This window comes from Sediminibacterium sp. (assembly GCF_030695065.1).
Taxonomy (GTDB): domain Bacteria; phylum Bacteroidota; class Bacteroidia; order Chitinophagales; family Chitinophagaceae; genus Sediminibacterium.
The window spans coordinates 348070-359950 of record NZ_JAUYTR010000009.1 but is presented as its reverse complement, the minus strand read 5'-3'; the positions used below and the strand labels follow the sequence as shown (position 1 = coordinate 359950).

General features: G+C 38.0%; 11 protein-coding genes and 5 tRNA genes. All 16 read left to right on the top strand.

Annotation, left to right across the window (positions count from 1 at the left end; translation table 11 throughout):
• The first annotated feature begins 196 nt into the window (after window positions 1–196).
• The 16 genes from Q8S25_RS03875 (at window position 197) to rpoB (ending at window position 11861) form a co-directional block, all read left to right on the top strand.
• Window positions 197–258 (top strand) — tRNA-Thr (locus tag Q8S25_RS03875).
• Window positions 259–311: 53 nt separating this feature from the next.
• Window positions 312–394 (top strand) — tRNA-Tyr (locus Q8S25_RS03870).
• Window positions 395–433: 39 nt separating this feature from the next.
• Window positions 434–509 (top strand) — tRNA-Gly (locus Q8S25_RS03865).
• A gap of 14 nt (window positions 510–523) precedes the next feature.
• Window positions 524–595, top strand: a tRNA-Thr gene (locus Q8S25_RS03860).
• Window positions 596–834: 239 nt separating this feature from the next.
• On the top strand, window positions 835–2025 hold the full coding sequence (gene tuf / locus Q8S25_RS03855; protein ID WP_295186118.1) for an elongation factor Tu: 1191 nt from the start codon (window positions 835–837) through the stop codon (window positions 2023–2025).
• A 102-nt stretch (window positions 2026–2127) separates the two neighbouring features.
• Window positions 2128–2198: transfer RNA gene (locus Q8S25_RS03850), tRNA-Trp, on the top strand.
• Window positions 2199–2235: 37 nt separating this feature from the next.
• Entirely contained in the window at window positions 2236–2430 is a 195-nt protein-coding gene (gene secE / locus Q8S25_RS03845) for a preprotein translocase subunit SecE (protein WP_295186117.1), read from the top strand.
• 7 nt (window positions 2431–2437) lie between these two features.
• A complete protein-coding gene (gene nusG, locus Q8S25_RS03840) occupies window positions 2438–3037 on the top strand; it encodes a transcription termination/antitermination protein NusG (protein ID WP_295186115.1) in 600 nt (199 codons plus the stop codon).
• A gap of 84 nt (window positions 3038–3121) precedes the next feature.
• Window positions 3122–3979: a beta-1,6-N-acetylglucosaminyltransferase gene (locus Q8S25_RS03835; protein ID WP_295186114.1), complete on the top strand. Its 858-nt coding sequence runs from the start codon at window positions 3122–3124 to the stop codon at window positions 3977–3979.
• A 20-nt stretch (window positions 3980–3999) separates the two neighbouring features.
• Window positions 4000–4383 (top strand): FdtA/QdtA family cupin domain-containing protein, encoded by a 384-nt coding sequence (locus Q8S25_RS03830; protein ID WP_295186112.1) that lies wholly within the window; start codon window positions 4000–4002, stop codon window positions 4381–4383.
• Window positions 4380–5465, top strand: a complete 1086-nt coding sequence (locus Q8S25_RS03825; protein WP_305535038.1) for a DegT/DnrJ/EryC1/StrS aminotransferase family protein — start codon at window positions 4380–4382, stop codon at window positions 5463–5465. Before Q8S25_RS03830 ends, Q8S25_RS03825 begins: the two co-directional genes overlap by 4 nt.
• Before the next feature lie 117 nt (window positions 5466–5582).
• Window positions 5583–6026: a 50S ribosomal protein L11 gene (rplK, locus tag Q8S25_RS03820; RefSeq protein ID WP_295186108.1), complete on the top strand. Its 444-nt coding sequence runs from the start codon at window positions 5583–5585 to the stop codon at window positions 6024–6026.
• Window positions 6027–6058: 32 nt separating this feature from the next.
• Window positions 6059–6745, top strand: a complete 687-nt coding sequence (gene rplA / locus Q8S25_RS03815) for a 50S ribosomal protein L1 (protein ID WP_371131575.1) — start codon at window positions 6059–6061, stop codon at window positions 6743–6745.
• A 53-nt stretch (window positions 6746–6798) separates the two neighbouring features.
• Window positions 6799–7311 carry a 50S ribosomal protein L10 gene (rplJ, locus tag Q8S25_RS03810; protein WP_295186103.1) on the top strand — a complete coding sequence of 171 codons (513 nt, stop codon included), beginning with the start codon at window positions 6799–6801 and terminating at the stop codon, window positions 7309–7311.
• A 98-nt stretch (window positions 7312–7409) separates the two neighbouring features.
• Entirely contained in the window at window positions 7410–7784 is a 375-nt protein-coding gene (rplL, locus tag Q8S25_RS03805; protein ID WP_305535031.1) for a 50S ribosomal protein L7/L12, read from the top strand.
• A 273-nt stretch (window positions 7785–8057) separates the two neighbouring features.
• The gene (gene rpoB, locus Q8S25_RS03800) at window positions 8058–11861 is read left to right on the top strand and encodes a DNA-directed RNA polymerase subunit beta (RefSeq protein ID WP_295186100.1); all 3804 of its coding nucleotides are present in this window, start codon (window positions 8058–8060) and stop codon (window positions 11859–11861) included.
• The last annotated feature ends 20 nt before the right edge of the window (window positions 11862–11881 follow it).

Genomic DNA, 11881 nt, shown 5'->3' with positions numbered 1-11881 from the left:
TCTTCTTGCCTATTCTTCTTGTTTAGGAGTGATGAATAATATTTGAATTGATTTTTAGTGATCATGACTATTTTTATTTCTGATTCAAATATAGAGTATTTTTATTCCCCTTTAAATTAAGATAATTATTCGGCTGGAATTGTTGCGCTGAATGCAGTTTTTGTATTAGATTTGCCCCACGAAAAAATGCTGGCTTAGCTCAGTTGGTAGAGCAGCTGATTTGTAATCAGCAGGTCGCGGGTTCGAGTCCCATCTTCGGCTCAAAATTTGATGAGGATTCAGCCTAACTGAATACGGCAAATTTATATTACGGGCAGATGGCCGAGTGGTTAAAGGCGACAGACTGTAAATCTGTTCACTCACGTGTACGTAGGTTCGAACCCTACTCTGCCCACAAACAATCGAAAGGTTGTAGTTCTTTTTTTATGGTTAAGCGGAAGTAGCTCAATTGGTAGAGCGATAGCCTTCCAAGCTATAGGTCGCGAGTTCGACCCTCGTCTTCCGCTCCATTTTTTTTGAGTCTGCCGTTGTAGCTCAGTGGTAGAGCACTTCCTTGGTAGGGAAGAGGTCGTGAGTTCGATTCTCACTAACGGCTCAGTGCTCAGCTTACTAGCTCAGTGGTAGAGCATCCCGACTTGTCGGGAAGGTCGTGAGTTCGATTCTCACTAACGGCTCTGCACTCGAAAAATGGCTCAATTAAAATTCCCTGGTGATATCCCGTTCAACTGGATAAGTCAGGTAACAACGGGATAAGTGAGAAAGGTGATAATAATATTGTCTTTAGGGAAAGGCAAAAATATAAATTTTTAAAAACACAACTAAAAACCGATACAAATGGCAAAAGAGACCTTTAAGAGGGAAAAACCTCACGTAAACGTAGGTACCATTGGTCACGTTGACCATGGTAAAACTACTTTAACCGCAGCTATTACTATTACCTTGTCTAAAAAAGGTATGGGTAACGTTGCAAAGAAATATGATGAAATTGACGGTGCTCCTGAAGAAAGAGAGCGTGGTATTACCATCAATACTGCTCACGTAGAGTATCAGACTGAAAATCGTCACTATGCACACGTTGACTGTCCTGGTCACGCTGACTATGTGAAGAACATGATTACTGGTGCTGCTCAAATGGACGGTGCTATTTTAGTTGTGGCTGCTACAGATGGTCCTATGCCTCAAACCAAAGAGCATATCTTGTTGGCTCGTCAGGTAGGTGTACCTCGTATTGTAGTATTCATGAACAAGGTTGACCTTGTTGATGATCCTGAATTACTTGAATTAGTAGAAATGGAAATCCGTGAGTTATTAACTTCTTATGGATTTGACGGAGATAATACCCCAATCATCCAAGGTTCTGCAACTGGTGCACTAGCTGAAGATCCAAAGTGGGTTGGTAAAATTGATGAATTAATGGAAGCTGTAGATACCTACATTCCATTGCCTCCTCGCCCAATTGATATGCCTTTCTTGATGTCTGTAGAAGACGTTTTCTCAATTACAGGTCGTGGTACTGTTGCTACTGGTCGTATTGAGCGTGGTATTATCAAAGTAGGTGAAGCTGTTGAAATCGTAGGTTTAATGGAATCTCCATTATCTTCTACTGTAACTGGTGTTGAAATGTTCAAGAAATTATTGGACGAAGGTCAAGCTGGTGACAACGCAGGTTTATTATTACGTGGTATTGAAAAGAAAGATATCCGTCGTGGTATGGTTATCTGTAAGCCAGGTTCTATTACTCCTCACACAGATTTCAAAGGTGAAGTTTACGTACTAAGCAAAGAAGAAGGTGGTCGTCATACTCCATTCTTTAATAAGTACCGTCCTCAGTTCTATTTCAGAACTACAGACGTAACTGGTGAGTGTACTTTACCTGAAGGAACTGAAATGGTTATGCCTGGTGATAATATCGGTTTAACTGTTAAGTTGATTCAACCAATCGCAATGGAAAAAGGTTTGAAATTTGCGATTCGTGAAGGTGGCCGTACAGTAGGTGCTGGTCAGGTTACTGAAATCATCAAATAAATTGCGATACGTCTCTAGGGGCGTAAGGCAAAAAACTATATCTTTACAGAACAAAGTACTTAGCATCCGCTAGGTACTTTGTTTGTAAAAAGAAGTCTAAAAACGGGCATGGTGCAACGGTAGCATACGGGTCTCCAAAACCTTTGATCTGGGTTCGAATCCTAGTGCCCGTGCAAAAATCGTTCACTGAACAAACGATCAATCACGGAAATGAACAAAATAGCGTTATACTTTAAAGAAAGCTACCAAGAGTTACTGGAAAAAGTAACCTGGCCTACCTGGATGCAATTACAGCAAAGTACTGTAATCGTTTTGGTAGCAACCGTAATTATCACTGCAATGGTTTGGGTGATGGATTTCTCCAGCAACCAGTTATTAAAGTTAGTTTACTCATTATTCAAGTAACAGCAACATGGAAGCAGTAGAAACAGTTCAAGCCAACGAAGTACCTCAACAAGAAACCAAATGGTATGTGTTGAGAGTAGTGAGTGGTAAGGAGAGAAAGGTAAAGGAATACCTTGATAAGGATATCATCAGAAATGGTTGGCAAGATATTATCAAGCAGATTTTCCTTCCAATGGAAAAAGTCTACAAAGTGCAGAATGGTAAAAAAGTAATGCGCGAAAAAAACTATTTTCCTGGTTATGTGATGATGGAGGTATTAGATGGTAAACTGAATGACGATATGGTTCAGCATATCAGTAATATCAGCAATGTAATGCATTTCTTAACCGATGGTAAGGGCTCTAAAGGTATCATCATTTCTCTACGCAAATCTGAAGTAAACAAGATGTTGGGTAAAGTGGATGAAATGAACGATATGGGTGTTACTATGAGCGAACCTTTCATAGTTGGTGAAACTATCAAAATTATTGAAGGGCCATTCAACGACTTTAATGGAGTTATTGAAGAAGTTAACGACGAGAAGAAAAAGTTGAAAGTAACAGTAAAGATTTTTGGAAGATCAACTCCAGTAGAGTTAAGCTATATGCAAGTTGAAAAACTATCATAAACTCTTTAAATATTTATTTTAAAAAGCCACTTCAATCGAAGTGGCTTTTTAATTTATATTTAATATATTTGGCTTCTATTGAATATGAGAGTTGCACATTTAATTATCACTTATACAAATCCTGCTCAAACAGCACGAATGATTAAAAGGATGCAACATCCTGATTTCGATTTTTATATTCATGTTGATGCCAAATTTCCAATAGAATCACACGCCGAAGTTGCCAAAATACCTAATGTATATTTAATTCAGAACCGTGTGGATGTTCAATGGGCTGCATTTAGTACTATTCAAGCTGAATTTAATGGGCTTCAAGAAATTTTAGATTCAGCTCGTACTTATGATTTTATTAGTTTAATGAGTGGTCAAGACTATCCCATTAAAACGGTGGAAGAAATGCAAAACTTTTTTGAAGCAAGAAAGGGAAAGCTATTACTCAAGTACCGTGCATTTACTGGAGAATGGGAAGAGGGGATGATAAGAGTGAACAGGTACCATTTAACTGATTTCAAGTTTAAAGGACAGCATTTTCTAGAACGCATTATCAATAAATTAGTAAAAAGGACCAATCAACCCAAAGGGATGAAATTTTATGGTAGTTCAATGTTTTGGGTCATAAGTCCAGCAGCAGCTGAATATGTTTTGGCTACAGTTGATAGAGACTCAAAAATGAAACGATTTTTCAAATTCTCTTGGGCTCCTGATGAATTTTTGTTTCAAACCATTTTATTAAATTCTCCTTTTGCCCAATCTGTAATAAATGAAAATTGCCATTATTACAAACATCCACCCCATACACCAAGTCCAAAAACTTTTTTATTAGAAGATTTTGACGATATATTGAGCTCAGATAGATTATATGCACGTAAATTTGATATGAATAAAGAGCCTTTGCTTTTAGATAAAATTGATGAATTTCTAGAAAGTCAATCAAAAAAATAAATTTTAGAATATAACCTATTATGGCCTATTTATTAAACTTGGTCAACTTTAAAGATACTAGAGGAGAACTAACAGTATTAGACAATGCAGAAAGGTTGCTTCCATTCAAAATAAAGCGTGTTTTCTATATTTATAATGTAGACGAAACGGCTAGAGGAGGTCATCGGCATCATGAAACCATTCAGGCTGCTATTTGCATTCATGGTTCTTGTAAGGTATGGAATAATGATGGAGAAACCATTCATGAATACCATTTAGATAATCCATCAAAATGCTTAATCCTTGAAACCAAGGATTGGCATAAAATGTATGATTTTACGCCTGATGCAGTTTTGTTGGTTTTCGCCTCAACCACTTTTGATTCATCCGATTATATCTACGAGCCATATCCCGAAAAAGCATGATACCATACGACTGTCTATCTAAAGTAAATGAACCATATACCCTCTTGTTCGAAAAAAGGTTTCGCGAATTTTTGGATAAGGGTTGGTATATTTTAGGTGATCAAGTAAAAAAGTTTCAAGAAGATTTTGCCACCTATAATCAAATGAATTATTGTGTAGGCGTGGCCAATGGACTTGATGCATTGATATTGGCTATTTGGGCTTTGCATTTGCCCAAGGGCTCAGAAATCATTGTTCCTTCTAATACTTATATTGCTTCTATTATTTCCATCATTCATGCAGGTCATAAACCTGTGTTAGTAGAACCAGATATTGCTACCTACAATATTGATCCAACTAAAATTGAAGCGGCTATAACGGCTAAAACAAAAGCCATCATGGTGGTACACTTGTATGGCAAGTGTTGTGAAATGGATCCCATTCTTGAAATTGCAGATAAATATGGGTTGCAAATTATTGAAGATTGTGCCCAATCACATGGTGCAAAGTACAAAGGAAGAATGGCTGGAACATTTGGTATCATGAGTGGCTTTAGTTTTTATCCCAGCAAAAACTTAGGCGCATTAGGAGATGGGGGAGCGGTGCTGACCAATAGTCCTGAACTCTGTGAAGACCTTAAAATGATCCGCAATTATGGTTCACACGGTAAATATTACAATGAAGTAGTAGGTTACAATTCTAGGTTAGATGAAATTCAAGCAATGTTCCTTGAAATTAAATTGCCTTATCTGGACAATGTGAATAATCATAAGCGTAAGTTGGCTTCTATGTATTTGGAGCAATTAAAAGAAGATTTTATACTTCCTGTTGTGCATCCTGATTACCATGATGTATATCATATATTTAATATTCGCCATCCTAAAAGAGCTGAACTGAAAGAATACTTGCAAAAATTAGGTATTGGAACCGAAATACATTACCCTGTTCCCCCTAATAAGCAAAAAGCAATGGCCCAATTATTAGGTCATTTGCATTTCCCTATTGCAGAAACCATTCATGAGACTACTTTAAGTTTGCCTTGCTCTGCATGCCACACAAATTTGGCGATACAGCAGGTAATTGATGCATTAAATGCATTTTAGTTTGGTAGAATAGTTTTATTTACTACCTTTGCCGCCCCAAAAGTTCTTTTTTAAAGAGCGATTGAATTTGGGAGTCCCGAGTAAATTCAGGACGCTATAACCAATAAATCAAATAAAATGGCAAAAGAAATCTCTGGCTTTGTGAAGCTGCAGGTGAAAGGTGGTCAAGCCAATCCTGCGCCTCCAGTAGGCCCCGCACTCGGTTCTAAGGGTGTGAACATTATGGAGTTCTGTAAGCAATTTAATGCTAGAACTCAAGATAAAATGGGAAAAGTTGTTCCTGTTTTAATTACTGTTTATTCAGACAAATCTTTCGACTTTGTAATCAAAACTGCTCCAGCTGCTGTACAGCTAATGGAAGCTGCTAAGATTCAGAAAGGTTCTAAGGAAAGCAATCGTCAAAAAGTAGGTAAAGTAACTTGGGAACAAGTTGAAGTTATTGCTAAAGACAAAATGACTGACCTTAATGCATTCACATTGAATAGCGCTATGAGCATGGTTGCTGGTACTGCACGCAGTATGGGTATCACTGTTGATGGTAAAGCTCCATGGGAAAACTAATTTATTCACCTACTTAACTAATTCAAATGTCAATTACTAAAAAAAGAAAAGTAGCGAACACGAAGGTGGATAAATCAAAAGTTTATTCCCTAAAAGATGCTGCTTCACTCGTAAAAGAAATTAACTGTACTAAGTTTGACAGTTCTGTTGATTTACATATCCGCTTAGGCGTAGATCCTAAGAAAGCAGACCAACAAGTGCGTGGTACTGTTTCATTACCTCATGGTACAGGTAAAACCAAGAAAGTATTGGTTTTATGTACTCCTGACAAAGAAGCTGCTGCTAACGAAGCAGGTGCTGATTATGTTGGTTTAGATGAGTTCATTGCTAAAATTGAAAGCGGCTGGGTAGATATTGATGTAATCATTGCTACTCCTGCGGTTATGCCTAAAATTGGTAAACTAGGTAAAGTACTTGGACCACGTAACTTAATGCCTAACCCTAAAACTGGTACTGTAACCAATGATGTTGCTGCTGCAGTAAATGAAGTGAAAGGTGGTAAAATTGCATTTAAGGTAGACAAAACTGGTATAGTTCACGCATCTATTGGCCGTATCTCTTTCTCTCCTGAGAAATTGACTGAAAATAGTACTGAGCTTATCAATGCAATCATTAAATTGAAGCCTTCTTCTGCTAAAGGTACCTATCTAAAAGCAGCAAGTATGGCTAGTACCATGAGTCCTGGTATTGCTTTAGACACCAAATCATTAATGAACTAATCCTGGCGATCCTGCATTGTGGGAAATGACCCGGGTTTTTAAAAAAATTAGTTATGAACAAAACGCAAAAAAACGAAGTAATTGAAGTACTGAAGGAAAAATTTTCTCAGTACAACAACTTCTATATTACCGATACAGAATCATTGACTGTTGAACAAGTTTCTAATTTACGTAGAACTTGTTTTGACAAGAATGTTGAAATGAAAGTTGCTAAAAACACCCTTATACGTAAAGCATTGGAATCATTAGATGCGGAAAAGTATGCAGGGGTTTTTGATTCTTTGCATAATGTAACTGCTTTGATGTTTTCTGAGAATCCAAAGGAGCCAGCACTTATTATCAGCTCTTTCCGTAAAAAAGGAAACGTTGAAAAGCCAGTTTTAAAAGCTGCTTTCATTAACGGTGATATTTATAGCGGAGATAACAACCTTAAAGCACTTACTCAGATTAAAACTAAGAATGAGCTTATTGGTGAAGTTATTGGCTTATTACAATCTCCTGCTAAGCGTGTATTGGCTGGATTGTTACACCACCATGAGAAGCAAGCTGAAGCTGCTGCTCAATAATCAATGTTTAATCCCAATGCCACTGAGGTTAAAATGTGGCAATTTTTATAACCATCCGCTGGAGCAATTGCTTTGAAAGCGGTTTAAAAAGTAAAAAAATGGCAGACGTAAAAGCATTAGCCGAACAATTAGTAGGCTTAACAGTAAAAGAAGTTCAAGAATTAGCTGATGTATTAAAAGCTGATTACGGTATTGAGCCTGCTGCTGCTGCAGTAGTGGTTTCAGCTGGTGACGGCGGTGGCGCAGCTGCTGTTGAAGAAAAAACAGCATTTGATGTTATCTTAGTTTCTGGCGGTGCTAGCAAATTAGGTGTAGTTAAAATCGTTAAAGAATTAACTGGTTTAGGCTTGAAAGAAGCAAAAGACCTAGTTGATGGCGCTCCTAAGCCTATCAAAGAAGGTGTTTCTAAAGCTGAAGCAGATGATTTAGCTGCTAAGTTGAAAGAAGCAGGTGCTGAAGTAGAAATTAAGTAATCAACTTCTACCATACTATTGACCTTCCCCTCGGTAAAACGGGTGGGAAGGTTTTTATTTTTAGTTAATTTATCCCCAAATGGTAGTTTGGCGCAAAATTTGTTTTTGCGTTTCTGTTACATTCCTTAACTTTGCCAACCTTAATTTTGGGCAATTTAGCGGGTGGACATTTTTATCATTGAGTTTTAATGATGAATGAGCCGATTGTACGTTAAGAGGATGTTACAGTTCTCCCCAATAATTTTATCGTATCAAAACCGGTTTTACATATATATGTCTACAACTACATTGAACAACAGGGTCGGCTTCGGTAAAACTAAACATTTGGCTGATGCCCCTGACCTGCTCGACATCCAGTTAGAATCTTTTAAAGAGTTTTTTCAGTTAGAGACAACCCCTGACAAACGTAATGTTGAAGGGCTGTTCCGTGTGTTTAAGGAAAACTTTCCTATCACAGACACGCGTAACATCTTTGTGCTGGAATTCCTGGATTATTTTATTGATCCACCCCGTTACACTATTGAAGAGTGTATGGAGCGTGGGTTAACTTATGCCGTACCCTTAAAGGCTAAATTGCGTTTAAGTTGTAACGATGAGGAGCACGTGGATTTCCAAACCATTGTACAGGATGTATTCTTAGGAAATATCCCCTACATGACACCACGTGGTACTTTTGTAATTAACGGTGCAGAACGCGTGGTTGTATCTCAGCTACATCGTTCTCCAGGCGTGTTCTTTGGACAGTCTGTTCACCCTAACGGTACAAAAATTTACTCTGCTCGTGTAATTCCTTTCAAGGGAGCATGGATGGAGTTTGCTACCGATATCAACAACGTAATGTATGCGTACATTGACCGTAAGAAGAAATTCCCGGTTACTACCTTATTGCGTTCTATTGGCTTTGAAACCGATAAAGACATTCTAGAATTATTTGGAATGGCAGATGAAGTGAAAGCCGATAAAAAATCATTAGCTAACCAAGTAGGCCGAAAATTAGCTGCACGTGTTTTAAGAACATGGGTAGAAGATTTTGTGGATGAAGATACTGGTGAAGTAGTGAGCATTGAACGTAACGAAATCGTTATGGAACGTGATACTGTTTTGGATGAAGAAGCTATTGCTACCATTATTGAAATGGAAGTAAAGAGTGTATTTATTCAGAAAGAAGACGTGGGTGGCGATTACGCAATTATCTACAACACTTTAAATAAAGATACTTCTAACAGTGAATTAGAAGCGGTTCAGCATATCTACCGCCAATTGCGTGGTGCTGATGCTCCTGATAATGAAACTGCTCGTGGTATTATTGATAAATTATTCTTTAGCGATAAGCGTTATGATTTAGGAGAAGTTGGTCGTTATAAAATCAACCGTAAACTAGGTCTTGAATATCCTTTAACTAAAAAGGTATTGACCAAGCAAGATATCATTGAGATCATCAAGTACTTGGTACGTTTAACCAATGCTAAAGCAGAGATTGACGATATTGATCACTTGAGCAATCGTCGTGTTCGTACAGTAGGTGAGCAGTTGTATGCTCAATTTGGAGTTGGTTTAGCTAGAATGGCTCGTACCATCCGTGAGCGTATGAACGTTCGTGACAATGAGGTATTTACTCCAGTAGATTTGATTAACGCTAGAACCTTGAGTTCTGTGATTAACTCTTTCTTTGGTACTTCTCAATTGTCTCAATTCTTAGATCAAACCAATCCTTTAAGTGAGATTACGCACAAGCGTCGTATCTCCGCTCTAGGACCAGGAGGTTTAAGTAGAGAGCGTGCTGGTTTTGAGGTTCGTGACGTACACTATTCTCACTACGGTCGCTTATGTACTATTGAAACACCTGAAGGTCCAAACATTGGATTGATTTCTACTCTTTGCGTTCACGCTGCTATTAACGATATGGGCTTCATTGAAACCCCTTACCGTAAAGTAGAGAGTGGTAAAGTAAACATGAAAGAATTGACTTTCTTGAGTGCAGAAGAAGAAGATTCAGCTAAGATTGCGCAAAGTAACTCTCCTTTAAATGAGAAGGGTGAATTTGCTGAAGACAAAGTTGTTTCACGTCAAACTGGTGATTTCCCGATTCTTGATAAAGAAGAAGTTGAATACATGGACGTTGCGCCTAACCAAATTGTTGGTTTGAGTGCGTCACTTATTCCTTTCTTAGAGCATGATGATGCCAACCGTGCGTTGATGGGATCGAATATGCAACGTCAAGCCGTTCCTTTGATTGTACCTGAAGTGCCAATTGTTGGTACTGGTTTAGAAGGAAAAGCTGCACGTGATGCACGTATTCAAATTCACGCAGAAGGTAATGGTATTGTTGAGTTTGTTGATGCAAACGAAATTCATGTTCGTTACGATAGAAATGATTTAGATCGTTTGGTAAGCTTCAATGATGATTTACAAGTTTATAGATTAACGAAGTTTATCAAAACCAACCAAGCTACTTGTATTAATCTTAACCCTGCTGTAAAGAAGGGCCAAAAAGTGAAGAAAGGTGATTTCTTAACTGAAGGTTATGCAACTAAAGATGGCGAATTGGCTTTGGGTCGTAACCTACAAGTGGCATTCATGCCATGGAAGGGCTACAACTTTGAAGATGCGATAGTTATCAGCGAAAAAGTAGTTAGAGAAGATTTATTTACTTCTGTACATATTGATGAATACGAATTAGAAGTTCGTGATACCAAATTAGGTGAAGAAGAATTGACTCCTGATATTCCAAACGTTTCTGAAGAAGCAACTAAAGATTTGGATGAGAATGGTATCATTCGTATTGGTGCAACTATTAAAGAGGGTGATATACTAATTGGAAAAATCACGCCAAAAGGCGAGTCTGATCCAACCCCTGAAGAAAAATTATTGCGTGCCATTTTTGGAGACAAAGCAGGTGATGCAAAAGATGCTTCTTTAAAAGCACCAAACGGAACCGAAGGTGTAGTTATAGATAAGAAACTTTTCCAACGTGCTAAGAAAGATAAGAACGGTAAGATTCGTGAAAAAGCATTGTTAGAAAAAGTAGAAAAAGTACATCAGCAAAATGTTGAAGCCATTAAAGAATTGTTATTAGATAAGTTACAAACTTTATTGAAAGACAAAGCTTCTACTGGTGTAAGCAACAACTTTGGTGAAATGTTAATTGGTAAGGGCGCTAAGTTCAATCAAAAGAATTTGAGCACCATTGATTACCAAAACGTGAATCCATTGGGTTGGACTGGTGATGCTAAAACAGATGACCAAATCAATACTTTATTACACAACTATAGCATTAAGTTTAACGAAGAACTAGGAAGATACAAACGTGAGAAATTCAATATCTCTATTGGAGATGAATTACCTGCTGGTGTATTAAAACTAGCTAAAGTTTACCTAGCTGTTAAGCGTAAGTTGAAAGTAGGTGATAAGATGGCTGGACGTCACGGTAACAAAGGTATTGTGGCTAAAATTGTACGTGCAGAAGATATGCCATTCATGGAAGATGGAACACCGGTTGATATTGTGTTGAATCCATTGGGGGTACCTTCTCGTATGAACCTTGGTCAGATTTATGAAACCATTTTAGGATGGACCGGTAAGCGTTTGGGTGTGCGTTTTGCAACTCCAATTTTTGACGGTGCTTCTACAGATCAAATTGAACAATATTGTAAAGATGCAGGCATTCCAAGAAACGGTCATACTTACTTGTATGACGGTGAAACAGGAGAGCGCTTCCACCAGAAAGCAACTGTAGGTGTAATCTACATGATTAAACTACACCATATGGTGGATGATAAAATGCACGCACGTTCAATTGGACCATATAGCTTAATTACTCAACAACCGTTGGGTGGTAAGGCACAGTTTGGTGGTCAGCGTTTTGGTGAGATGGAGGTTTGGGCATTGGAAGCATATGGTGCTGCAAATATTCTGCAAGAATTATTGACTCTTAAGTCTGATGATATCATCGGACGTGCGAAGACCTATGAGGCCATCGTTAAAGGAGAAAATATACCTAGAGCAGGTGTTCCTGAATCATTCAACGTATTGGTGCATGAACTGAGAGGTCTTGGTTTAGATCTTAAGTTCGATTAACAAAAACAATTCAAATTCTC

Bases quoted from the DNA above. Each gene is read 5' to 3' on its own strand.
- tuf (WP_295186118.1), top strand. From the start codon at position 835: ATGGCAAAAGAGACCTTTAAGAGGGAAAAACCTCACGTAAACGTAGGT.
- rplJ (WP_295186103.1), top strand. From the start codon at position 6,799: ATGAACAAAACGCAAAAAAACGAAGTAATTGAAGTACTGAAGGAAAAA.
- Q8S25_RS03835 (WP_295186114.1), top strand. From the start codon at position 3,122: ATGAGAGTTGCACATTTAATTATCACTTATACAAATCCTGCTCAAACA.
- rplK (WP_295186108.1), top strand. From the start codon at position 5,583: ATGGCAAAAGAAATCTCTGGCTTTGTGAAGCTGCAGGTGAAAGGTGGT.
- nusG (WP_295186115.1), top strand. From the start codon at position 2,438: ATGGAAGCAGTAGAAACAGTTCAAGCCAACGAAGTACCTCAACAAGAA.
- rpoB (WP_295186100.1), top strand. From the start codon at position 8,058: ATGTCTACAACTACATTGAACAACAGGGTCGGCTTCGGTAAAACTAAA.
- rplL (WP_305535031.1), top strand. From the start codon at position 7,410: ATGGCAGACGTAAAAGCATTAGCCGAACAATTAGTAGGCTTAACAGTA.
- Q8S25_RS03825 (WP_305535038.1), top strand. From the start codon at position 4,380: ATGATACCATACGACTGTCTATCTAAAGTAAATGAACCATATACCCTC.
- secE (WP_295186117.1), top strand. From the start codon at position 2,236: ATGAACAAAATAGCGTTATACTTTAAAGAAAGCTACCAAGAGTTACTG.
- Q8S25_RS03830 (WP_295186112.1), top strand. From the start codon at position 4,000: ATGGCCTATTTATTAAACTTGGTCAACTTTAAAGATACTAGAGGAGAA.